The sequence below is a fragment of the Lacticaseibacillus kribbianus genome, assembly GCF_020180945.1.
In the GTDB taxonomy this organism is placed as follows: domain Bacteria; phylum Bacillota; class Bacilli; order Lactobacillales; family Lactobacillaceae; genus Lacticaseibacillus; species Lacticaseibacillus kribbianus.
This window is the reverse complement of sequence record NZ_JAIPUL010000005.1, coordinates 117,684-141,134: the sequence shown is the minus strand read 5'-3', so window position 1 is coordinate 141,134 and position 23,451 is coordinate 117,684. Positions and strand designations below refer to the sequence as shown.

23 protein-coding genes and 1 tRNA gene are annotated in these 23,451 nt (G+C 61.7%); 6 read left to right on the top strand and 18 right to left on the bottom strand.

Features of this window, described 5'->3' with window-relative positions:
* Positions 1–138 precede the first annotated feature (138 nt).
* A complete protein-coding gene (locus LE416_RS12630) occupies positions 139–1,989 on the top strand; it encodes a hypothetical protein (protein WP_225049335.1) in 1,851 nt (616 codons plus the stop codon).
* Positions 1,990–2,617: 628 nt separating this feature from the next.
* Here the strand turns inward: LE416_RS12630 and LE416_RS12625 are convergent.
* The 13 genes from LE416_RS12625 to LE416_RS12565 form a co-directional block, all read right to left on the bottom strand.
* Complete coding sequence (locus tag LE416_RS12625) at positions 2,618–3,193, bottom strand: GNAT family N-acetyltransferase (RefSeq protein ID WP_225049334.1); 576 nt, start codon at positions 3,191–3,193, stop codon at positions 2,618–2,620.
* Between the two features lie 124 nt (positions 3,194–3,317).
* Complete coding sequence (locus tag LE416_RS12620; protein ID WP_225049333.1) at positions 3,318–4,586, bottom strand: hypothetical protein; 1,269 nt, start codon at positions 4,584–4,586, stop codon at positions 3,318–3,320.
* 132 nt (positions 4,587–4,718) lie between these two features.
* Complete coding sequence (locus tag LE416_RS12615; protein ID WP_225049332.1) at positions 4,719–5,915, bottom strand: ABC transporter permease; 1,197 nt, start codon at positions 5,913–5,915, stop codon at positions 4,719–4,721.
* On the bottom strand, positions 5,908–6,600 hold the full coding sequence (locus LE416_RS12610) for an ATP-binding cassette domain-containing protein (protein WP_225049331.1): 693 nt from the start codon (positions 6,598–6,600) through the stop codon (positions 5,908–5,910). The genes LE416_RS12615 and LE416_RS12610 overlap by 8 nt, the downstream gene beginning before the upstream one ends.
* Before the next feature lie 86 nt (positions 6,601–6,686).
* A complete protein-coding gene (locus tag LE416_RS12605) occupies positions 6,687–7,895 on the bottom strand; it encodes a hypothetical protein (protein WP_225049330.1) in 1,209 nt (402 codons plus the stop codon).
* A gap of 4 nt (positions 7,896–7,899) precedes the next feature.
* A complete protein-coding gene (locus LE416_RS12600; RefSeq protein ID WP_225049329.1) occupies positions 7,900–8,046 on the bottom strand; it encodes a hypothetical protein in 147 nt (48 codons plus the stop codon).
* Between the two features lie 14 nt (positions 8,047–8,060).
* Positions 8,061–9,224, bottom strand: a complete 1,164-nt coding sequence (locus LE416_RS12595; RefSeq protein WP_225049328.1) for a hypothetical protein — start codon at positions 9,222–9,224, stop codon at positions 8,061–8,063.
* 196 nt (positions 9,225–9,420) lie between these two features.
* Entirely contained in the window at positions 9,421–9,657 is a 237-nt protein-coding gene (gene rpsR, locus LE416_RS12590) for a 30S ribosomal protein S18 (protein ID WP_225049327.1), read from the bottom strand.
* Positions 9,658–9,683: 26 nt separating this feature from the next.
* Entirely contained in the window at positions 9,684–10,241 is a 558-nt protein-coding gene (gene ssb, locus LE416_RS12585) for a single-stranded DNA-binding protein (RefSeq protein WP_225049326.1), read from the bottom strand.
* 37 nt (positions 10,242–10,278) lie between these two features.
* Positions 10,279–10,575, bottom strand: coding sequence for a 30S ribosomal protein S6 (rpsF, locus tag LE416_RS12580; protein WP_225049325.1), 297 nt, complete (start codon positions 10,573–10,575; stop codon positions 10,279–10,281).
* Positions 10,576–10,881: 306 nt separating this feature from the next.
* Positions 10,882–11,211 carry a type II toxin-antitoxin system HicB family antitoxin gene (locus tag LE416_RS12575; RefSeq protein ID WP_225049324.1) on the bottom strand — a complete coding sequence of 110 codons (330 nt, stop codon included), beginning with the start codon at positions 11,209–11,211 and terminating at the stop codon, positions 10,882–10,884.
* A gap of 53 nt (positions 11,212–11,264) precedes the next feature.
* Entirely contained in the window at positions 11,265–12,248 is a 984-nt protein-coding gene (locus tag LE416_RS12570; RefSeq protein WP_225049323.1) for an aldo/keto reductase, read from the bottom strand.
* Between the two features lie 82 nt (positions 12,249–12,330).
* Positions 12,331–13,560 carry a hypothetical protein gene (locus LE416_RS12565; protein ID WP_225049322.1) on the bottom strand — a complete coding sequence of 410 codons (1,230 nt, stop codon included), beginning with the start codon at positions 13,558–13,560 and terminating at the stop codon, positions 12,331–12,333.
* 204 nt (positions 13,561–13,764) lie between these two features.
* Here LE416_RS12565 and LE416_RS12560 point away from each other — a divergent pair, with 204 nt between their 5' ends.
* From LE416_RS12560 to LE416_RS12550, 3 genes are all read left to right on the top strand, one after another.
* Positions 13,765–14,055: a hypothetical protein gene (locus LE416_RS12560; RefSeq protein WP_225049321.1), complete on the top strand. Its 291-nt coding sequence runs from the start codon at positions 13,765–13,767 to the stop codon at positions 14,053–14,055.
* Between the two features lie 180 nt (positions 14,056–14,235).
* On the top strand, positions 14,236–14,655 hold the full coding sequence (locus LE416_RS12555) for a hypothetical protein (RefSeq protein WP_225049320.1): 420 nt from the start codon (positions 14,236–14,238) through the stop codon (positions 14,653–14,655).
* A 284-nt stretch (positions 14,656–14,939) separates the two neighbouring features.
* Positions 14,940–16,022: an MFS transporter gene (locus LE416_RS12550; protein WP_225049319.1), complete on the top strand. Its 1,083-nt coding sequence runs from the start codon at positions 14,940–14,942 to the stop codon at positions 16,020–16,022.
* 344 nt (positions 16,023–16,366) lie between these two features.
* Here LE416_RS12550 and LE416_RS12545 read toward each other — a convergent pair whose 3' ends face one another.
* The 3 genes from LE416_RS12545 to LE416_RS12535 form a co-directional block, all read right to left on the bottom strand.
* Complete coding sequence (locus LE416_RS12545) at positions 16,367–17,635, bottom strand: hypothetical protein (protein ID WP_225049318.1); 1,269 nt, start codon at positions 17,633–17,635, stop codon at positions 16,367–16,369.
* A gap of 316 nt (positions 17,636–17,951) precedes the next feature.
* Positions 17,952–18,959 carry a lipid II:glycine glycyltransferase FemX gene (locus tag LE416_RS12540; protein WP_225049317.1) on the bottom strand — a complete coding sequence of 336 codons (1,008 nt, stop codon included), beginning with the start codon at positions 18,957–18,959 and terminating at the stop codon, positions 17,952–17,954.
* Positions 18,960–18,974: 15 nt separating this feature from the next.
* Positions 18,975–20,222, bottom strand: a complete 1,248-nt coding sequence (locus LE416_RS12535) for a carboxylate--amine ligase (protein WP_225049316.1) — start codon at positions 20,220–20,222, stop codon at positions 18,975–18,977.
* Between the two features lie 98 nt (positions 20,223–20,320).
* Between LE416_RS12535 and LE416_RS12530 the strand changes: the two genes are divergently transcribed.
* The gene (locus LE416_RS12530; protein WP_225049315.1) at positions 20,321–20,473 is read left to right on the top strand and encodes a prevent-host-death family antitoxin; all 153 of its coding nucleotides are present in this window, start codon (positions 20,321–20,323) and stop codon (positions 20,471–20,473) included.
* Positions 20,474–20,549: 76 nt separating this feature from the next.
* Here the strand turns inward: LE416_RS12530 and LE416_RS12525 are convergent.
* Positions 20,550–20,635: transfer RNA gene (locus LE416_RS12525), tRNA-OTHER, on the bottom strand.
* Between the two features lie 144 nt (positions 20,636–20,779).
* On the opposite strand from LE416_RS12525, the gene LE416_RS13205 reads away from it, so the two are divergent.
* Positions 20,780–21,571 (top strand): L,D-transpeptidase, encoded by a 792-nt coding sequence (locus LE416_RS13205; protein WP_338034781.1) that lies wholly within the window; start codon positions 20,780–20,782, stop codon positions 21,569–21,571.
* A 157-nt stretch (positions 21,572–21,728) separates the two neighbouring features.
* Here the strand turns inward: LE416_RS13205 and LE416_RS12515 are convergent, their stop codons facing one another.
* Positions 21,729–23,273 carry an RNA-binding domain-containing protein gene (locus LE416_RS12515; protein ID WP_225049314.1) on the bottom strand — a complete coding sequence of 515 codons (1,545 nt, stop codon included), beginning with the start codon at positions 23,271–23,273 and terminating at the stop codon, positions 21,729–21,731.
* Between the last annotated feature and the right edge of the window lie 178 nt (positions 23,274–23,451).

Below are 23,451 nucleotides of genomic sequence, written 5' to 3'. Positions count from 1 at the left end.
ATGGGCCACTTCCCGCCAACTTGCAAGACGCCTGGCGATTTCCCGGGAAATAATCTCAAGGAAAATGCGCCTCAAGGCCGATGGTGCCCCGCCTGGATTTGCTACAATATAACTATAATGATTACGGGAGGACATCATATGTTGGGCTTATTTTTGGGGATTACGCTGCGCTTCACGGCGGCCGGGGTGGCCGTCGGGCTGATCGGCGCAGGCGCCTTGGCCGCCGCGCACCGCACCGGGCGCGCGCTGCGCCTGGCGGGGACGACGGTGCTGCTGTTCGTGCTGGCCACGGCCTGGGTCTACTTCACCCTGCCGGAGCCGAGCCTCGCGACCACCGTGCAGGCGAACCTGATGGCGGCGGCGCTGTTCGGGCTGATCGCCGCGATGTTTGCCGGCGGCGGCGCCTCGGTCGACTGGCGCAAGTTCGCGCAGGCGGCGGGCAAGCACCAGTCCAAGGAGCGTCAGGACGTGACGCCGGGGGCCAAGCCCGCCAAGCCGACCAAGCTCGGCGGCCGCTTCCTGAAGCTTGCCGGGGCCGCGTTCGCGCTGGCCGTCGTCGCCTTCGCCGTTTTTGCCATCATGGGCATCGTCGACGCCAAGCAGATCGCCAACGACGCGCCGGTGACCAGCTACGACTCGACCAGCAAGGCGCCGCTGCCGGTCGTCAGCAGCAAGAAGGTCCAGGCACCGGTGGTCAACGCCCCGGCCACCGTGCTGACGCAGGTCAACAACTCGCTGAGCAACATTCCGAACGCCAACGTCTACGCGGTCGACCACGTCCGCGCCCAGATCAACGGCGGCAAGCTGGTGTACGTCGCGCCGCTGGACTTCGACGGCAGCTTCTTCCGCTACCTGCGCTACAAGCAGGTCGACGGCTACTTCAAGGTGGACGCGACCAGCAAGTCCGCCTCGCCGAAGTTCGTCAAAAAGGCGATGCGCTACACCCCGGCGGCCTACTTCGGCAAGGACGCGCGGCGCCTGATGTACGCCGCGACCGCCAACTCCAGCTACGTGATGATGTCAAACACGCCGCAGCTTGAGATTGCCGAGGACGGCACCCCCTACTACGTCGCCACCCTGGTGCGGCGCTACGGCGTGACCAACCGTCAGGACTTCCGCCACAAGGCCGTCGTGACCCTGAACGCGGAAACCGGCAAGCTCAATTTTTACCAAGACCTTGCGAAAAAACCGTCATGGCTCGACGTCGCGATCGACCCGACCACGACCTCGGATCAGGTTGCGGCGTGGGGCGCCGAGCGCAACGGCTGGTGGAACGCCAACGGCTGGGGCGGCGCGCGCACCGGCGTGATGGTCGCCGTGACCGGCGCCGGCACCGAGGGCAACGACAACGACGTGACCCCGGTGATGTACGACGGCCAGATCTACTACCAGCAGTCTTTGACCTCGGCCAAGTCCAGCCAGACCTCGGTGATGGGCTACACCTTCACCGACGCGGCGACCGGCAAGACCTACTACTACCGCGAGACCCACGACGCGATGACGCCGGACCGCGCGCAGAAGCTCGCCAAGGACATGATGAAGCAGACCGGCTGGAAGCCGAAGATGCCGATGCTGTACCGCATCGACGGCCGGCCGACCTGGGTGGTGTCGATGCTCGACTCCTCCAACGCCTTCCGAAGCTACGTCTACCTGCTGGCCAGCGGCAACGGCACGCAGAGCACCGTGGCGACCGGCAGCGACGCCGACGCCGCGCTGGCCAGCTACCGGACGCTGTTCGGCGCCGACCCGACCGCAGCCGCCACCGCGGGCAAGAAAACGGCCGTGTCCGGCACGGTCAACCGCGTGAGCCTGAGCGGCGACGCGATGAGCTTCCTGCTCGACGGCGACCCGGTCGTCTACACGGCAAGCGTCAAGACCGACCCGCGGGTGCGCTTCCTGATGGCCGGCGACAAGCTGACCTTCACCGCCCGCGTCGCCAAGAACCTGGGCAGCGTGGTCGGCAAGGTGACCAACGCGACGCTGAAGTAGCCCCAGGGCGACGCGCGGCGCACTTAGCAGGCCACATAACGTAGGACCGACGCTTGAAGCGCACTTTGCTTCGAGTGGCGGTCCTAGCTGGGCGAATCGCCGTTGCCGCGCGGAGCCCGACGACGACCAGGGCGGAGCGCGGCGCACTTAGCGGGTCGGGTAGCCTAGCTCAACCGATTGAAGCGCACTTTGCTTCGAGCGGTTGAGCGTAGCTAGCCGCACCCGCGTTGCCGCGCGGAGCCCGACGATAACCAGGGCGGAGCGCGGCGCACTTAGGCGATCGCCCAGCGTAAGGCTGGTGCATGAAGCGCACTTTGCTTCGTGTGCCGGCCTTAGCTGGGCGAACCGCCGTTGCCGCGCGGAGCCCGACGACGACCAGGGCGGAGCGCGGCGCACTTAGCGGGTCGGGTAGCCTAGCTCAACCGATTGAAGCGCACTTTGCTTCGAGCGGTTGAGCGTAGCTAGCCGCACCCGCGTTGCCGCGCGGAGCCCGACGACCAGGGCGTAGCGCGGCGCACTTCGCCACCCCTCACTCAGACAACGCAAAAGTGCGGTTTCCCGCAAGGCGCCACGCAATCCTGCTGACAGGAGCGCGTGGTGCCGCGGAGAACCGCACTTTTTTTCAACTCTAGTTCAGCCCCTCCTCCACAAAGTGCGTCGGGTACATCTCCGCATACTTCGGGAATTGACGGGTCGCGTCGCCGTCGCGGTTGAGCAGGTACAGGCGGAAGTGGACGGGGAAGTCCTTGGGCTGCCACTGCTCGAGGTAGGTGTACTGGTAGGTCATGCCCAGCCGGCGCATCACCGCGCCGCTTCTGGGGTTCTCGCGGTCGTGCGTCGCGGTCAGGAAGGGGTAATCGGCGACCGGCAGCTGGGCGATCAGCGCCCGCCCCGCCTCGGTCATGTAGCCGTGGCCCCACGCGCTTTGGGCCATGCCGTAGCCGAAGTCGTGGGCGGCGCTTGCCTCCGCGTGGATGAAGCCGATCACCTTGTTCGTGGCCTTGAGGCACACGGCCAGCGCATAGCCGTCCGGCGCGTCGAGGTACTGCTCGTGCAAAAGCGTCAGGGCCTCGGCGTCGGTCTGCGGGGCCCACCAAGGCAGGAACTGGTTGACGACGGGGTCGTGCTGAATGGCGAAAAACTCCGGCAGGTCGGCTTCGGTGAACGGCCGCAGAATCAGGCGCTCGGTGATGATGGGTGTCATGTTTTTTCCTCCGTAAGCGTGAACTTCCCCCTCAGGATACCACAAGGGAGGCGCCGCTGCCGGCGCCTCCCCTTTCACATCGATTGGTGGGCTCCCCGCGGCAACGGCGACTTGCCCTGATGGTTCAGCTCAGCCACGGTCCCCGGCTGCGGTAGCGCAGGCGCTGGATCAGCACCCCCAGGGCCCAGAACAGCGCGGTCCAGGCCGCCAACACCGCCAACGCCTGGTGCAACGGGACGTGCAGGAAGTAATCCGCCTGAGCGGCAAGCGCCGGCGGGTTGGTGTATAACCCGGGAAATAGGCGCCGCACCGTGAGCGGCAGCAGCTCCAAGTAATGCAGCGGAATCCCGAGGAACACCAGGGAACATAGCAGCACCACCAAAAGCGGCTCGGCCACGAACTGCGTCACCACGTAGGCGACGCCGCCGAGCAGCACGGCCCACAGCGCGTACTGCACAAGCGCCGCGCCGACGTACTGCCACACCGGCGTCACGACGATGAGCGGCCCACTGGTGGTGATCAGCGGGTAGCCGAGCGTCCCCAGCGTGTGGCCGGGAATGCCGGCGTTGATGGCAAGCGCCAGCACCAGCGTCGCGGCGAGCACGCCGAGCACGATGCCCAGCGTCACGCCGGCGCGCAGCAGCACCATCGCCCAGTCGCGGCGGGGGCTCATGTGCTTCAAGTTTTCCGTGTTGTTGCGGCGGTCGAAGTTGAACACCAGGGCCAGTGTCAAGGCGGCGTAGCAGAGAAAAATCCAGGTCAGCGGCGTGCCGGCGTTGAGCTTGTAGAAGTACTGCTTGCGATTATCGAGCACCGTGAACTTGTACGCGTGCTCCCCGTAGCGCGACATTACGTCGTACACCGCGTTGACCGCCGAGACCTTCTCATCGATCACCTGCAGGCTGTTGATGCGGTGCTTCACGTAGTAGGTCAGACTGGCCGTCATGGCATCGCCGTTCAGCGCCGCACTGCCCACATTCGTGCTGTTGATGATGAGGTTCAGATTGTAGTGTCCCGCCAGCCGCGGGTCCTTGTCGATGGCGGCCAGGGTCAGCCGGTTGGCGGTCAGGTAATCGCGCCGTTCAAGCGGCGCGCGCAGGTCTTGCAGCAGCTTCAGCATCGCCAGGTTCTCGTCGGTCGGCCGCGTCTGGACCAGTCCGCGGTACTCCTTCTCCGCCACAGCGCGGGCTCGTTGCACCGCCTTGGCCTCACCGTCGACGGTGTGAGCCTCGTAGTTCACAAACCGGGTCCCGTGAACGTAAGTGTACCGCGTAGGCAAAACCCCGGTTGCGTGCCCCAGCGGCACCGCAAACAGCAGCAGCATCCCGATCAGCGCCGCCACGTGCAGCAGCCACGGCTGCTTCTTCAACTCCAGTGCCACTTGGCCAAACATCGCGCACCCTCCGCGTATCAGATTTGCACCATCGCCTGCTCACCGCGTCCCGCGGCGGCCGCCCCGCGCGGTGGCGGGGGCCAAAAACGGGATGGCACCGCAGGCACCATCCCGTTGTGACCACTATCCTTGCTAGATCAGCTCGCGCCGGCGCAGAATCGCGGTGCACACGGCGTACAGCACCAGGCTCCACGCCAGCAGCACGACCACGCCGAAGCCGATGCCCGGAATCGTCCAGTCGGTCTCGTGCAGAATCACCGAGTTTGCCTGGAAGTAGGCGGTCGGCAAAAAGCGCGCGAGGGCGTCGGGCACGTGAGCCATCACCTGCGGGGCGCCGAGCAGGATCACCGCGAGGCTTGCGACGATGTTGACGGCGAGGTTGCCCGAGTACAGGCTGACCAGGGCGCTGACCATCATGATGAACACCGCGACGGCCAGCAAAAGCAGCACGAACATCACCAGGAACTGGCCGATGTTCATGATCGACACGGTGCGCCCGTCCGCCGAGTAGACAATCGGGTAGTCCCACGAGCCGACCTCGAAGCTCTTGGCGGCCGCGGCGTAGGCGATGCCGCCGGCGACCAGGAACAGTGGAATCGTCAGCACCAAAAACGAGACCATGCGCGCGGACAACAGCCGCAGCTTGCCGCTCGGCACGATGTTCAGGAAGTTGATGGTGCCGCGGCGTTTTTCAATGGTGAAGAGCTGGCCCAGCTGCACGGCAAAAACGGCCAGCAAGAGCAGCGGCGACACGTTGTACAGGAAGGCGTAGGCGATGTAGTTGTTGGCCGGCGCGTCCTTTTTGGTCGCCGGCACCTCGACCAGCTTGTGCTTGACCAGGTACTCGTAGTAGGCGACGTCCTTTTGGCGGCCGAGCAGGGTCTTGTCCGTCTTCTTGCCCGGCAGCGCGATGACGATCAGGCCCTTGGTGCGGCCGGCCTTGACCTCGCGCAGCGTGTAGCGTTCGTAGGCCAGGACCGCCTTTTCCGTGTTCAGCCGCGCGTCCGTCATGTTGGTGGTGAAAACGTTCTCGAGGTCGGTGTGCGCCAGCACGATCGCCTTGAGGTACTCGTGCTGCTTCATGCGCTTCTGCAGCTTCTTGACCGTCGCCGCGTCCGGGTTCTTGATCTCCTGGAGCTTGCTCAGCTCGTTTTGGATCTTGGTGTCGGCGTTGACGTAGGCGCCGTAGTTGTCGTTGTCGGACTGGTCGGCGGTGCTGCGGGCGCTGAAGTAGGTGATCAGCAACAGCAGCGTGAAGGCGATCAGGATCACCAGGTTGGTGGTCGCGCGCCAGTTCTTCTTCAGGTCAAAGGCAATCTGCTCATGCATGCCCCGCCTCCTGCAGGAAGGTCTGCGTGTACAGCGCCATCATGTCCTGCCCGGCGTTGGTCACGTCATGGATGTGCTGGTCCTTGAGGAAAAAGACCGAGTCGGACACCCGCCCGACGGAGTCCATCTGGTGCGAGGAGACCAGAAGCGTCTTGCCCTTGGCCTTGAGTTCGGCAAAAATCTGCTCGAACAGCTGAATCGAGGTCGGGTCCAGGCCGTTGAGCGGCTCGTCGATGAACATGGTCTGCGCGTCGGAGACGATGTACATCGCCAAGAGCGCGTGCTGCTTCATGCCCAGGCTGAGGTTCTTGATCTTCTTCTTGAAGTAGGATTCCATGCCCAGCTCCGCGACCGTTTTTTGGATGTCGACCTTGGACTTCCACATCTTCTTGACGTACTCCAGGTGGTCCTTGACGGTCAGGTCGGCGTAGAGCTGGTTGGAGTTCTCAAGGAAGAACAGCTGCTTGAGGTAGGCGGTGCGGTGCTGGTGAAAAGACACCCCGTTGAGCTCGATGGTCGCCTTGGCGTCGGGCAACAGCCCGCACAAAAGGCGCAGCAGCGTGGTCTTGCCGGTGCCGTTGGGGGCGACCAGGCCGATCACCTGGCCGTCCTGCAGGTCGAAGGCGACGTTGTCGAGAATCGGTTTGTCGTGGAACGCGAAGGTTAGATTTTTGACGGTCAGCATGCTCTCATCCTCTGTTCATTTTTTACTCATTTTATCACTGATAAAGTGATACCGCTATCACTATTTCAATGCACGGGTGAATTCCCTCATCGCACCCGCCACGCCTGTACGCGCTGGCTGCGCAGGGCGGCGATGACGCCCAGGCTCGCCGCGCCCAGCACCGCCGCCCAGGCCAGGAGCAAGAGCACGCCGCCGCCGATTCCGAGCATCCCCTCGTTGCGGTTCATCACGATATCGCCCGCCTGCAGGTAGCCGAACGGCGCGAGGCGCCACGCCCCGCCGTGCAGCGGCACCAGGGCCAGCGCCAAAAGCGCGGTCAGGCCGAGCAGCACCGTGGTCAGGCCCGAGCTCAGCAGGCTGAGCAGCACCGCCGCGGCGGCGAGGAAAACGACGGCCGCCGCGAACAGCAGGGCGTAGTGGCCCATCGCGCCGCCCAGCTCGGTCACAACCGGCCGGCCGGCGCGCTCGATGATCACGGGGTAGTGCCACAGGCCAAAGCCGTTGCGCAGGCCGATCAGCAGGTAGCTCACCCCAAGCGCCACCGCAAGCATCGCAAGGGCCAGCGTCAGCCCCGCCGCCGCGCGCGCCAGAAGCGGCGGCACCGGGCCGAGCGGCAGTACCTGGCCGAGCGCGGTGGTGCCGTCCTGCTTGTCCTTCATCAGGCCGTTGACCAGGGGCAGCAGCGTGATCAGCAGCAGCACCAGCGTGAAGCGGCCCTCGCTCACCGCGTTGAACAGGTAGTTGGCCGCCGGCGCCGTGTGCCGCGCCGCCGGAATCTCCGGCAGCTTACGCGCAACCAGCGCCTGATAGAACGCGACGTTGCGCCGGCTGGCCCGCAGGCTCGGTGGACTGAGCACGCCGTCTGCGCCGATCGCCGTGCTCGGCGCGGTCTTGGCCCGCACCCGCGTCAGGATGTACCGCTGGTAGGCCAGCGTGGCGCGCGCGGTCTCCCGCCGCGCAGCCTGGCGGGCCGCGTCGCCCAGCGGGCTGCTGATGCCGGACTGCGCCATGATGACGCCCTGCACAACCGTTTTCTCTCCCATCAGCTGCGCCTGCGCCACCTTGTCCGCCGCGGTCAGGTGCTCGGCCTGGTCGTAGACGTCAAGCGCGGTGTTCAGCTGCTTCAGCCGCCCCGTGTAGCGGTCGGCGATCGCCACCTCCGCAGGGTCGACCGCCACCGGGTCGCGCCGCAGCGTGGTCAAAAAGGCGGTGAGCAAAAACAGCACAATCAGCACCGCGCCCACCCAGTTCAGGCTCTGTGCCCAGGTTTTCTTGATCTCGATTCGATACAGCATCTCCCTACCCCCTTGCAAGCCCCGGCACCCGGTAGCGCAGCCGCAGCCACGCCAGGCCGGCACCGAGCAGCCAAAGGCCGACGGTCCAACTCGCGAACACGAGAATCACCTGCGGCCAGGCTGTGTGCGCGTACTGAAGCTGGTGATTCAAGAGCGCCCCGAGGCTCAGGTAGTTGCTCGGCAGCCACCCGGCAGCAGCTGAAGCAGGCTGAAAAAGTCCGCGAAGGTGCTCACCCCGATGACCAACAGCGCCACCGGCACCTCCCGCGTCACCTGGCGCAGCGCGTGGGTTGCGGCGCCAATCAGCGCGAACCAGAGGTTGAAGAAGCCCAGCACCCGCAGCGCCACTTGCCACAGCGGCACGATCAGGCGGGCCTTGCCGCCGTTCGGGAACAGCAGCGGAAAGCGCCAGACGCCGAAGTCGTGCGCGGGGCTGACAGCAATCACGAGGGTCACCACCGCCACCGCCGCAACTAGAATCACGTTCAGTGCCAGCCACACCGCGGCGAGCTTCAGGAAGGCGCGCGTGCTCGGCCCGATCGGCGCCACTCGCATCAGGATGTCGGGGTAGCGCGGTGCCCCGCGGAAGGCGGTCGCCACTGTCATCAGCGCCGCCGCGGCGATGATCAGGTAGATGGCGACGTTGGGCCGCTGCCGCTCCTCGGACCGAAGCGGGTTGAACACCATCAGCGTCAGGTTCAACGCCGAACTGTACGCGTCCGCCTGAAGCAGGCGCTGCGGCGCGACGCGGTTCCAGACGCGCATCACGGCCGCATCATCTGGGTGTTCTCGCACGCGTTCGGTATCGAGTCCGAATTTGAACAAGCAGACCGCAACATTACGGTCAACCACCCCGTGGTCGTGCTGGAGCTTGTCCGCCAGTGCGCGGTTGAACGTAACCAGCTCGCCCCGTGCCAACAGCCGAGCCGCGCGCTGGAAGAAGGCCGCATCGCGCCGCAGCCCGTTCACAATTGGCGCATCGACGCTCGCCTGGCCGGCGGCGGCCTTCTCCGCCACAGTCGTCGGCGTCGGGACATCGGTTCCCGTCCAATCCGTGACCTGCTTCACCCGCACGCGGTCGTTCTTGGCCAGATACTGGGCCTCTAGACGATAGAAGTCGTACAGCTCGTCTTTGTTCGCGTGGGTGTAGTTCTCTTCCGGAGTCCGCTCCCCCTCAGAGCGAACCGATTGCGTGTGGCTATAGCCCATCCAGAGCTCCGTGGTCACCTGGTTCGCCACGGCCCCAACCCCGCCGATGATCGCCAGCCAGCAGAGAATCAGCAGCCGCCACGGTAGCGTCTTGAGCTCGAACCCAAACTGTGTTTTCATGTCCCGCTCCCCGTACTCTAATGTTTTTCCAATCATCCTGCACCGCCACGGCGCTGTCAAGTGGGATTGCCGGCCAAGAATATTTGTTTCAACGGGAAAAGCGTTTGCATTATCGCCACAAAACGCATCACCGGGATGACACCGCAACGTTTCGGCGCACAAAAAAACGCCGAGCCTAGGCTCGACGTTCTCCGTGCTAGTCTTCCGCAACGAACGGAAGCAGGCCCATGATGCGGGCGCGCTTGATCGCAACGGTCAGCTTGCGCTGGTTCTTCGCACTGGTGCCGGTTACCCGACGTGGCAAAATCTTGCCGCGTTCGGAAACGAACCGCTCCAGCAGGTTGGTGTCTTTGTAATCGATGTATTCGATGTGGTTTGCGGCGATGAAGTCGACTTTGCGACGACGACGGCCACCACGACGCTGTTGTGCCATGTGTGTCACTCCTTTTTCATAGATTCTTAGAACGGCAGATCATCATCGGAGATGTCGATCGACTTGCCGGTGTTGGCGAAGGGATCGCTCGTGTTGCTTGGCGCGCTCGGCGCGGCAGGCTTAGCACTGTTGTTGTTCGATGATGGGGCGGGGTTACTGCCGAAACTTGGCGCAGCCGGCTGTTGCGGCTGGAAGCCCTGGTTCCCGTTGTAGCCGTTGGACTGGTTGCCCGTCGCAGGCTCGGACGGCCGCGCTTGGGTGGTCGCTCGGGACTCGAGCAGGGCAAAGTTATCAACGACGACTTCGGTGACATAGACCCGCTGGCCTTGATTGTTGTCGTAGTTACGCGTCTGGATGCGGCCTTCGATCCCAATCAGTGAGCCCTTGCGCGTGAAGTTGCTGAGATTCTCAGCACTCTTGCGCCAGATCACACAGTTGATGAAGTCGGCCTCGCGCTGACCCTGCTGGTTCGTGAACTGCCGATCAACGGCAAGCGTGAACGAACCGACGGCGGTACCGCTTTGCGTGTAGCGCAACTCGATGTCGCGGGTCAGGCGACCAGTCAAAGAAACGTTGTTGATCATTCCTTCAGCTCCCCTTCGTAAAAATGTTGGCTATGAATTAGTCTTCGCGAACCACGATCATCTGACGCAGAATGTCGCCAGAGATCTTGGCAAGACGATCGAATTCATCGACGGCCTTCGCATCGTCAGCGGTTAAGTTAACGATGTGGTAGATCCCCTCGGTGTACTTCTTGATTTCATAAGCCAGCTTACGTTTTTGCCAATCCTTGGAATCAATGATGGTGGCACCATTTTCCTTCAGAATATTGTCAAAACGTTCAACCAGTTGTGACTTCGCTTCTTCATCCATGTCAGGACGAATGATGTAAGTTACTTCATACTTAGTTTCAGCCATTTGACGTTCACCTCCTTATGGTCTTTGGCCCCTAGTTCCTAGGAGCAAGGAGTAAGCCAGCCCGAAGGCACATGCTCACAAGCTAAAAGTGTACCATAAACCCCGCCTCAAGGTAAAGCACTCTGTGCAAACAACCGCCGGATTCGCCTAGTCGCAAAGCTCCCCCGGCGGCAAAGTCGTGACCGGCCAAGTCGGGAAAGGCGACCGTGCGGGTGCCGGCACGTTTGGCGCCCAGTGTCTCCACTCAAAAATCGGTGAGCCGGGCGACGTCCGAGACGTACTGCCTGATCCGGGCTTTGACGACCATCAGTCGGCCTCTGCTTCAGGCGTCGGCCGGGGCGATCCGGCGGCCTGCCATGCCGCCTTCTCGCGGTACCACTGCGCCATGCCGACGGTGACGTAGGCGCTGCGCTCGCCGTCCGCCAGCGACCAGCCGCTCGGGTCCTGCGGTTCGGGGTACGGCTCGCCGTCCAGCATCGTCGCGATGGCGTCGATGGCCGATTCGGCCGCCTGCTGGTGGGTCCGGCCCTCGGTGACCATCCCCGGAATGTTGGGGCTGGTCACCGTGACGTAATCGCCTTCGTCGTGGTGTTCGGCCATGATGACCGGGTAAGTCAGAGTGGGTTCTGTGCTCATGTCTGCCTCCTCAGTGGTAGATTACGCCATGCGCGCCGGTGCGCACCGAATCATTAATGATGGTCGGCCCCCACCTCAGGCAGCCCGTAGTCCGCGGCGGTGAACGCAGGCGCGGTGTCCGCCAGCGCGTCCGTCAGCTGCGCGAGGTTGCGCGGCGCGAACAGCGGCAGGCAGGCGAACGGCTGAACCGCGAAGAAGCCGAGCACCACCTGGGTCATCGTCGCGCCGGTGCGCTGAGCCAGCGCCACCGCGTTTTGCGCGATGGCCAGGTTGGCTGTGGTCGCGTACTCGCTGCCGGCCACTGCGGGCGCGCCGCCTTGGGCGAAGTGGTGGAAAAAGCCGTTGGCCATGCCGGAGTACGGCATCGCCAGAAGCGCCGGGTGCGCCGCGTGGTAGTCGGCCAGCGCCCCGGTCAGGGCGACCAGCGTGTCGTCGCCGCCCGGCGCCTTGTGCGCGACGCCGAGGTTGAACAGCGCCTCATCGGCCACGAAGCCGCGGTAGCCGCGCGCCTGACAGTAGGCCGAAGCCTCCGCGATGCGGTCGGCCTGCCAGTTCGAGCAGCCGTAGTAGCGGATTTTGCCCTCGCGCCGGAAGGTCTCCATCGCCTCGATCAGCGTCGCCACCGGCTGGCTGCGGTCGTCTCGGTGGTAGAGGTACAGGTCCACGGCGTCGGTGTGAAGCGCGGTCAACGACAGCTCCAGGTCGTGGCGCATGTCGGCCGGCGTCATCCGGCTGCGGTGGATGTCGGCGTCCAAGCGGCGCAGGTCCGGGTGGCCGCCCTTGGTGACCAGCACGACGTCGTGGCGCCTGCCGGAGCGCTGCAGCCAGTCGCCGACCACGCGCTCGGCGCGCCCGGCCTCCCCCGGCACCCAATCGGAGTAGACCCGGGCGGTGTCGATCACGTTGCCGCCGAGCCCGAGGTAGGTGTCGAACAGCCGGGCGGCCTCATCCCCGTCCCACTTGAGCCCGGCGCCCGCCGTGCCCAGGCCGATGCTGCTGACCGACAGCTCGGTGTCCTGAATCGTGAATTGCCTCATTAAGATTGCACATCCCTTCACCAGTGTTTGCTTCGATCATAGCACGGGCCGAGCTGGGGGAAAAGCAATCGCTTCGTGGTCCTCACCCCTGCACCAGAAGCGGCACCCGGTAGCGCTGGCGCAGTGCCTGAAGCGTTGCGCCGACCAACCACAGGCCGAGCGTCCAGCCACCGAGCACCAGGTAAGTCTCCCAGACGTGGGTGCCGACGAACGGCCCCTGGTGATTGAGAATCTGCCCCAGGTTCAGGTAGGCCGCCGGCAGCCGTGCTGCCAGCCAGGCCGGCACCAGTTTCAGGAGGTTGAGGTAGTCGGCGAAGACGCCCACGCCGATGACGAACATCGCCACCGACTGATCGCGCGCCGCCTGCCGAATCAGGAACGCCGCGCTGCCGATCAGCGCGAACCAGAGCAGGTAATACCCCAGAATCATCAGCAGCACCCGCCACAGCTCGACCACCGCACGGTTGTCGCCGTGGGGGAAAAGCATCGGAAAGCGCCAGACGCCGAAGTCGTGGGCGGGCGACGCCGCAAGCGCTAAGGTAACAACGGTAACCGCGAACACCAGCATTCCTGCAAGCGCCAGGAGCGTCGCGGTCCAGCGCGCCAGCGCCTGAGTACCGGCGCCGAGCGGGGCGACGCGCATCAGCGCCAGCGGTCGGCTCGGCGCGTCGCGAAAGAAGCTGAGCACGAAGGCCGCGGCGGCAACCGCCAAAAGCGCATAGGTGATCAGAGTCGGTGCGCGCCGCTCCGGCCGCGACGGCGGGTTGAACACCGCGGTCACCGTGTTCAGCGCCGCGGTCCGCGCCGTCACCTGGACCAGCCGGTCGGGCGCCACCCGGTTCCAGTGGCGCAGCACCGCGATGCTCTCCTTGCCGTTGGTCGCATCCTCCTCGGCCGAGAAGTTCATCAGAAAGGCCCCATTACGAGAAATCAGGCCGGAATCGCGCTCAAGTGTCGCCAGAAACATCCGATTCAGCTGACGGTTCCGCCCGCTGGCCATCAGCTCGGCAACGCGTGCGTAGAAGGCAACATCGCGTCGGTACCCCGCCATGTCTTTCATATCGCCTTCTCGAACGCTATCACGCGCAAAACCAGACACGTCCTTGGCCTCATTGACATAGAAATTGGTGAGCGCCCGCTTTTGGTAAGTCGCATACACCATATCGTGACTATCGCCACCGTACCCGTACCCCTCACCGTAACTGGTAAATGTTCTAACCCCCAGACTGAGCACGACCACGATGACGGCCAAGAGAAAAGCCAACGTGCGCCACGGCAGCGTTCTTAGCTCGAATACCAGCTGACTTTTCATGAAGGTGCCTTCCTTTCGCAGTCCCTTGAGCACGATTGTCCTTGTGATGCCGCGGTGACGTCACAATGCAAAAAATATGATGTAGTTCATAACTAAATAGTTGACAAAAAAAAACGGTTACATGGTAATCTCGACTTAAGGAAGTTAGCCCGGCCAACTAATTCCGCACTGTTGCCGCCAAAGGTCTGATAAGGAGGAACTACCATGAAAAACATCATTGTTCTCGTCCTGACCGCCCTGTCCATCACCGTTGCCGGCGCACCGGCAACGGTTCACGCCAACACAACGCAGCCTCAGATTCAGCACGCCGCTGAAGAAGCGTACAGCACCACGGTAACCGTCGCCGAAAGCCTCGTGAATGGTGATCACTACTCGGCCACCATCACGTATCACACCTCGTTCAAGATCCTCCGTCCCCGCGATACGGCTACCATGCGCTACTGGATTTTTGAGGTGGACGGTGTCGAGGTGGATGGTCAGACCCTAGTCATCTAGTTCTGTATCCACAACCGCCCCACCACTGACCGTACTCCTTTAAGCGAACTTCAGTCAGCGGACACCGACGCCTTTGACTCATTCAAATCTCATCATCTCACAATCTGGTATCGATGACCAGATTGCCGATGCGCGATGAGATCCCCAGACGTGACCACAAGCAGACTAGGAGGATAACCCATGAAAATTCCGACCAAAGTATTGCTCGCCAGCACTGCCGCACTCAGCATTGGCCTCAGCGCATTGACGCCGAGCCTTGTCGCTAGCGCAAGCACCGCTTCCATCACAGCCCAACAATCCAGTCCAAAGCCGGCAGCAACGGCGTCTGTTCTGGTTCACCTTGCTCAGATTCCCAAGACCTACAAGGTGATTACCAACGAGCTGACCGGTGAGTCCGTTGAGTTCGGCGCGGTCATGATGGAGGTCAGCTACCCGAACACCATCAAGGTTACCTCACACCTTGATCCCGACTTCGCCGGCTATGAGGCGGAATACACCGCACTCACCGGCGCTGCCAAGACAGCGGCAGCGTCAATCGGTGGCAAAGGCGACATCATCTTCCGCGTCGAGGGTCGATACAACACCTACGTGGTCAGCTAAAATCCGCGCCGATTATCAAAACACAATAATTCTGAGCCACTGGAATTATTGTGTTTTTGCGTCGGCAGCTCTGATAAGATGAACGAATAGGCTGCAAATAAATCTGAAGTGAGAGGGGCGGTCGAATGGGTCTGATACGATTAGAACTGAAGAAGCAGCCCTGGCTACTGCATCTTGCAGGCCTGCTCTGCATGCTGCTAATTTTTGCCACTCCACTGGGCCGAGCAACAGGAGTTCTCCCGTCTTCCCAGACACCAGACTGGCGCCAAACTCTGGGGACTCGTGTGACCCAGGCCGAGCAGCAACTGCAGCGGGTGCGCCGTCAGGACCCTTCGGCCGAAAACATCGCTGCTTACGCAACGTGCCACCGCCTGCGTAAGATGTTGAACCAGAACCAGTACCGCGAGATGAATCGGGTCTTGCTTACCGCGATTGAGTCACATCCGGAGTTCGTCGCCTACGACAAACTCGGCCTTTTCTTTCAATCCTACGGGCATACGGGCGGTGACACCATCCTCAACAGCGCTCAGGTTGAAGACATCGCACGAACCCGGTTGCGCCAGTACGTCGCGCAGGGCAGGGACAGCCTCATGTGGCTCGATGACCGTCAGTCTGCGTTGTCCTACGTCTACGACACCCTGTTTGGCGTCACGACACACGTCTACAAGTGGGCGGTGGTTGAGGGCCACATTCAGTACTACTCGAAGCTTAACTACGGCACCCCCTTCACTTGGATTTTTCTCTGCTACGCGGTGTTGGCCCTAGTCGTATCGTTCACCTACGACAGAAGGAACGAGACCGAGCGGCTGATGCGCATAACACCACGGGCCGACCAGCAAATGCAGCTGGTGCGCGCGGGCGTCACCCTGCTTGCAATCGCGGGTACGCTAATCGGCGCACTGCTGGTGGCCGTCTTGGTGAACGGTGCACTGCCCAATCACAGCGCGGGAGGACCCTGGTTCTACCCGACAATTCGGCTGAATGGTGCGAGCATCATCTACACCCCGCTGTGGCTCGCCCTTTCAAGACAAATAGGCATTCTGATGCTGTGGGCGCTGGTGCTCAGCGGTCTGGTCTTCGTCGTGACGCGCTTCGTCGCCAACCCGACTCTGGTTCTACTGATCAGTGCGCTCCCCCTCTACGCCGGTCCCACCCATCTGCTCGAGTTGCTTCCCCTCTCGAGTCAGGCCTTGCTGCCGTCTTATTACCTTAATCCACCGGCAATGCTGTTGCACATCTACCAATACGCGGGAACCAACCTGGGCCACGCCGGGATTCTGTTCGTTGGCTGGGCACTTGGCGCCTGGTTGATCGGCGCAATCGTTCAGCGCATCGGCTACCGGCGACTGGGACCGTGGCTGAACTAGTGCTGGCCGCTCCCCGTCATCGATCACCACATAGTGGAACACAGTTCGCCAAAAGAGCGCCAGTGCGCCGCCGGCCGTATCGGCTACAACGCAATTACTGAACGCTTCGCGATCTCAACCTGGATCAGCGGGGCGAGCTGGACCAGAATCAGCTCACACTCACGGCGACCGCTTCCGCCGCCGACAAGCACAACTTTGCCAGCGCCGGCCGGCACACGGTGACGCTCACCCTCAATCCACAAGACGGCGGCCAATCCATCGTGGAGACCCGCCACTATGTCATCAAATAACGTCCTCACCCTCAACTCGTCTGACGACTAAGCCAGACGAGTTTTTTACTGTCCTTAGTTCAGCCACGGCCCGCTGCGCCGCGTGCGCAGCCGCAGAACCGCCGCACCCGCCAGCCAGGCGACCGCGGCCCAGACCAGCAGAACGCGGTAGGCATCCGCCGGCTGCGTGGCGTGGAACTGGTAGGCCTGCGCGAACATCGCGGGGGGATTGGTGTAGGATGCCGGCATCAGGTGCTGCACATTTTCCGGAAACACATCCAGGACGTGAAGCGGCACCAGGGCGAAGCTCAGCGCACAGAGCGCGCCCATCCCGATGATGTTGCGCACGAACAGGGAGGCGAGGAAGGCCACGCCGCTCAGCAGAACGGCCCACGCGCCGAGGACCAGGGCGGTGCTCATGTAGTACTGCCACACGGGATAGACCTGGGCGGACGAGTGCGAGACGACCACCAACGGGTAGGCCAGCGTTCCCAGCCGGTGTCCGGGCAGCAGGGCGTTCACGGCCAAGGCCCCGCCCAGCAGGACGAGCAGGCTCGCCGCAATCAGGGCCAGGCCTGTCGCACCGCGAATCAGCGCGGTCGTAAGCTCACTGACCGGGGTGATGCGCATCAGGCTGGCGGTTCCGGCGCGCTGGTCGTAACTGAAGGCCAGCGCAAGCGTCAGCGCGGCGTAGCAGAGAAAAATCCAGAGCAGCGCGGTCCCGGGGCTGAGCTTGTAGAAGTCTTGCCGGTGATTGTTGATGTACGCCCACTTGTATGGGTAGGTCCCGTACCGGGCCAACACGCGGTACACGGCCACGGTCGCGCTGGTCGCCGCGTCGATGGTCAAAAGCGCGTTGATGTGGTGATCGACGTACACCTGAAGCCGCTTGGTCGTCATCTCCCACCGCGTGGTGTTGTGGGAATCGCGCGAATCCTCAAGAAAGTCCCCGAGGTAGCGGTTGTCTGAGATGGCCGGCGTTTGCTTCAGGGCGGCCAGCGTCAGGCGGTTGACCTGCAGGAAGTCCTGTCGGCGAAGCGGCGCCTCGATGCGCCGCAGCAGGTCGATGGCCGCCTGCCGGGAAGGCTCCGGCACCTGCTTTTGCAGCATCACCAGGTCCGCTTCCTGCGCCGCGCGCTCCCGCAGCACCTGGCGGTAGGCCGCCGCGAAGCTGGTCTTGCGGTAGCTTGGCACCGCCCGTCCGCCGACGTACGTGTACTGGGTGGTCAAAAGCCCGACCGCATGCCCGAGCGGAACCGCAAAGAGCAGCAGCAGGCCGAGAATCGCGGCCACGTGCACCAGCCATGGCTGCTTCCGCAGTTCCAGGCGAAACCGTTCAATCATCGGCGTCCCTCCGAATTGTTAGAAGTTTTCTAATTTTAGTATGCGCCTCCTCTTACGAATTTGCCATCTCAAAAAAGTTGGGGCGCTCCGGCAATCAAAAAAAATACCGCTTCACACATCAATCGCGTGAAGCGGTATTCTTGACTGTCTTAGCCATCTGCAGGGGCGGAGCCGGGTGCACGCCACCCTGGTTCTCGTCGGGCTACAGTCCGCAACGCGGGTGCGCCTAGCTACGCCACGTCACTCGGGCCAAAGTACGGCCCAAGTACCGTGGCTAGGCTAGTCGACCCGCTAAGTGCGCCTTGCTCCGCCCTGGTTACTTCGTGAACTTCTCGTACGCTTCCTGGTTCATCACGTAATCGATCTCGCCCAGATACTCCAGGACGCCGCGGTCCGGGGCGAAGGGGTGCTTGAAGCGGTATAGGCCGTCGGAGTTGTCCTCGGCCCAGACGCCGCCCATGTCGTAGCGCGCCACGCCCTGCTCCGTCGCCCATTTGATCATCTCGTACTGCAGCACGTACGGCACCATCAGGCTGTTTTGGATGCGCTTGGAGCCGCCGAACACGTGCCAGGTCTTGTCGCCGAAGGTCAGGGCCAGGGCGCTGGCCTGCACCTCGCCGTCGTACTTGGCGATGAAAATCTTGAGGTGACCGGTGCCACCGAACGCCTCAGCGATCCGCTCGAAGTAGGCCTGCGGACGGTAGGTGATGCCGTGGATCTCGCTCATGATCTTGTAGCAGTCGAAGAAGTCCGGCACCAAGTCAATGGAATCGCCGGATTCCACGGTCACGCCGGCCTTGATGCCGTGACGGATCTTGGTGCGGGTCTTGCCGGTCATCGTCGCCATCACGCCGTCGATGTCCTTGCCTTCGACGTCCAGCACGATGTTGTAGCGCGGCTGGATGGTATCGTGGTCGCCGGTGAACTGGCGGTTGCGCACGACGAAGCCCGCGTCTTCGTATGCCTTGTTCAGTTCATCACTGTACAAGACCTCCGGATCCATCCGCAGCAGGAAGGCGTTGTGCTCGAGCAGGGCCGGCTTGGCCTCGGCCACCAGCCTCTGGATCAGGCCAACGTCGCTTGGGTCTGCGACCGGGCCCTTGGAGCAGTAGGCGAAGGTGTCGCCGTTGGGGTCCTTGGTCATCAGGACCGACATCGCGGCCGTGATGGCCCCGCCGTCCTCCAGGTAGACGTACAGCGGCGTCCAGTTGTTCTTCACCTTGCCCCAGTTCACGGACTGGGTGACGGAGGTGAACGGCGCCTTTTCCACGAAGGCCTCGTAGCGGTCCAGCTCGGCTTGGTCGTTCAGGTTTACGATTGGCATGTGCAGACTCCTTTTCTAGAAAATCCCGTCTTGTTCGCGCTTGGCCTTCTTCTCAGCGAAGCGCTTGGTGTAGCTGTCGTAGTACTTCTTGACCCGGTGGTTGCGGAAAATGGACTTGTCCGCGGCGTACTGCAGGGTGTTGGACGCCTTGCCGGCCGCGATCAGCTCCTGCATGTGCGCGCGCACGTCTTCGTGCTCAACGTTGGCCACCGCGTCGTCGGCGTTGACCCCGAGCCACAGGTAGTCGGCGCGGTTGTAGTCCGTCTCGGTGAACGGCACGTCGAACAAAAGCTCCTCCACGGCCGGGATCACCAGGTTGGTGCCGCTGGCGGTGGTGTAAAAGGCGGAGCGGCCCTGGCGCGGGTTCAGCTCAATCAGCTTGAACTCCTGGTCGCGGGCGTCGAACTTGAGGTCGAAGTTGCCGAAGCCGGAGTACTGGATGGCCTTCACAAAGTGGATCAGCTTCTGCTCGATCGCTTCGTGGTGCTCGATGAAGGTCGCGACGTAATTGCCGACCAGGAAATCGGACGGGTCCTGCAGCAGCTGGCGGCCCATCGTGATCTGGCGCACGTTGTGGTCGCGGTCCGCGTAGAAGTTCACCGTGTACATCGAATCGTCGCCGCCGGGGATGAAGTCCTGCAGCAGGATGTTGCCGTCGTAGCCGGCCGCGTAAGTGCGCTGGATCATGTCCAGGATGTCTTCCTTGTTCTGGAACTTGTAGGCCTTGCGCTGGCCCTCAAAGTCCAGGGCGATCTGCTGGGCGGCGTCGGCGGGCTTCATCGCCACCGGGAAGGCGATGGTCAGGTCCGCCACTTTTTGCTTGTAGTCCTGCTGGTTGACCACCACGGTCGTCGGGTACGGCAGGCCGTTTTGCTCGCACAGCGCGTAGAAGTGGTCCTTGTAGTAGACGTCGTCGAGCACGGCGAGGTCCGGGTACGGGATCCAGACCACGTCCTTGAGCGCCTCGCGGTTGCGGATGCCCAACTCGACGTACTCGTCGCCGGCCATGCACAGGATCGGCTTGACGCCGGGCACGCCGTACTTCGCGGCGAGGTCCTTGATTGCCTGGACGAAGGTCGCGTCCTCCTTGAGGCCGTCGACGATTGTCACGTCGCAGATCTGCGAGTCGCGGGTCATGATGAGCGGCGCGACGCCGACGCAGTGGGTCTTGACGCCGTAAGCCTCGTGGAACGAGCGGGCCATCTGGTAGCCGTTGACGTCCGTCCCGACCATGATTGGAACAATTTTACTAGTATCGACCATAATTATAGCTCCCGTATGTTTGGTGTCGGATCAATCGCCTTTCATTATGCCACAAAAGCCGCCGCCCTGCCGCCTTGCCGGGCGGATTGGCCGGGGCTTTGGGGAAAATTAAGGGCGCGGCCGACTCGCTTGAGTACGCCATCGCCCGCGATCAGCTTATCCGGCGCCGCGTTCTGCCGGAGGATGAGCCGATTCATGATCTGAACGCCTACTGGAAGCAGATCGAGTCGTGCGTCCACGCGCAACCTTAACCACCTCCCTGAAGTGCCTGCCGGCCACCGCATGACAACAAAAAAGGGCCCCCGGCCACCGCCGGGAACCCACATAAGGAGAGCGAAGGGATTGAACCTCCGTACGCTTTCGCGCCCACAGGCTGCAAGCAGCCCGCAACATTACCACTCTGCCAACTCTCCAAAACAACAGAGATTAGTATAGCATCGTTCGCAAAGTCTGGCAAGGCTTGCGTTAAGGAACGCTAAAACCCGGCCCCCGGGGGCTCCCCGCCGCCCGCGCCAACTGTTACAATGGGGAGGAATGACTGACGAGAGGGGACCATTATGGGGAAGTGGCACGAGACAATTGAAGCGGTGCGCGAGTACCTGCGCACGCACCACCTCAGGCCGTGGGTCCGCTGGACCGGCGCGGCCCTGGTGCTCCTGGCCGTGGGCGCCGGGCTGGCCTGGCACACCCACCGCCTGACGCTTGAGCCGCCGCGCGCGGCCGCGGTTGCCGGCGCCAAGACCGGCGCCGCGAAGGCCAAGGGCGACGCGGCCAAGGGCGCGACGAAGGCCACTGCCGCCAAGAAGGCAGCGGCCAAGAAAGCGGCCGCCAAGCAGGCCGAGGCGAAGAAGGCTGCAGCCGAGAAGGCGGCGAAGCTTGCGGCCGCCAAGAAGGCCGAAGCGGCCAAGCCGGTCGACTGGCACAACCCGTCCGAAAGCGCGCCGTACCCGGTGGTCACCGACCACCCCGGCCTGCAGATCGACGTCTCCCTGGCCAAGCAGCGCGTGTACCTCAAGGACGCCGCCGGCAAGGTCCTGTACACCATGTACTGCTCGAGCGGCATGGATAACTCCACCCCGCGCGGCGTTTTCTACATCCAGGCCGAGCGCGGCGCCAGCTTCTACAACCCGCGCGAGAAGATGGGCGCCAACTACTACACGAGCTTCCTGGACCACGGCGTCTACCTGTTCCACACCGTGCCGACCGACGCGTCCGGCCGCTACATCGTCAGCGAGGCCGAGAAGCTGGGCAAAAAGCCGGGCTCGCACGGTTGTGTCCGGCTGAGCATCGCCGACGCCAAGTGGATCAACGAGCATATTCCAACCGGCACCAAGGTCACCATCGCGTGACGTGCCGACAGCAGTGGCCCCAGCCTGCAGACGTCTCTGCAGGCTGGGGCCACTGGTCGGTTGGGGCGCGCCGTGGTGGGACGGCCGAATAATTCCAACCTAAGACGACACCACATTATAGCGGTAGGAACATTCCAGACTTTCGGGGATAATAACGCTACTGCTGCCTGTATCCCAACTCAAAGTCCTCGATAAACTTAAAGACTCGAATATTTTCGACTGCGCTTTGCTCTGGACTCAACCGTATTGCATACCTAGTTGCTTGAGCACGTCCTACCGTAACGATAATCCGCTTCTCAAGTAATCCAGAGACCGCCTTTCTAATTAACCATTTCGAGAATCGATCTTGGAGTACATCAAAGAAGTCGGACATCTTGTACCATCTCGCTTCTTGAACGACAACTTCGAGAAGAGCAGATTCTGCGTCAGTGAGTGAAATATCATCCTTGATACTGGAAAGAAGATCAACCTTCCAAATTCTCACTACTGTTGCATAGTCCTTGATTAAAACGTCGGGCGAATGTAGTCGATTCTTGCTTGCAGATTCAAAAATTCGCGGTCCACCGCTTCCGGCTCTTTCAGCAATTCCCACCTTACGAAAAAGCGTTGCAATGATACCGTTGCGCGTTTGAGAATCTGCCCCCCGAATAAATGACTCTAGACTGACCCTCATCGTCCCTGGGTTGGTGAATTCAAAAAATGACTGACGGTCCACGACCTTGATAGGGATGCTTCCGTCATAGTAGGGATGCATCAGCGCGTTCACTAGGGCTTCCTTAACTGCTAGTCGAATGTCTGATGCGTAAGAGCTTCTAATCAAACCAGAAGACTGTGTAAATCGGTCTGTGATTGTGATGGGAAGTTTAGCAATTACAGCGGTATAAAAAGAATAAACATTCATTTCCGGAAAATTCATGTCACCGCTCGACACTCTGTCCTCCCAATTCACGCCGTGATTCGTCGCATAGCGAAAATAATCCAGCTGAAAATTTGGAAATCGGTCGATAATCGCATTGTACTTACCAAAGAAGAGAAGTCCACCGGTCGTTAATTTATACTGACCAGCGACTGATTTACGATCCTTTCGAAATACGCCAATGTCTTTAAGAAAGTCAAAGTCATCCTTTTCCATAATCTCTGGTTTTGAGTGCTTAATCGACATTAAGTCCTTGTATGAATGGACATCATCAAGATTGAGATCGGCTAAGTCATAGTTTTCTAAAAGCTCAGCGTCAACATTCAGCTGCGAGTCAACAATCAAGTACTTATATTCGTCATCGGTACCCTGTCGATCTCCATCTCCCGTTCGAATAAAAGCTAGCCCCCGATTTCCGTTAATGAATATTGGCCGCATACTTGCCGGCGCTTTGGGAACATATATTTGAATGAGTGTTTTGCCAAATTGCTTATATTGGGTGACATTCTTAGGACTGATAACACTACGGTTAATCTTACTCACGTTGTCATTCTCGTTCCAAAGCTGCTCTAATACTGCCTCGGGTACGTCCACGCCAACGATGTGGTACTGGCGATGCGGGTGCTCGTCAACTCCAAGTAAAATGATTCCCCCCTCGGTATTCGAGAAGGCACTGACTGTATCCCAAAAATTCTTTGGTAACGCGAAACCCGCGGCCTTGAATTCAAGGTCAATATCTTCAAAAGGTTGAGTAAAATCAACCGCAGCTAGTGTCAGTGTTTGCATCGCCCAGTCCTCCGTAAAAAACGTCGTCGATCTAAATATTAGTTGCTTCTTGCTTGATTCTTTTGCGGCAGCCAGTACAAAGCAAACTCGGAAAACGGTGTGCTTCTGGGATGTCTTACGATTCGCAAACGATTCGCAAACGATTCGAGGTGGTCTCAAATCCCCGGGCTACAACACT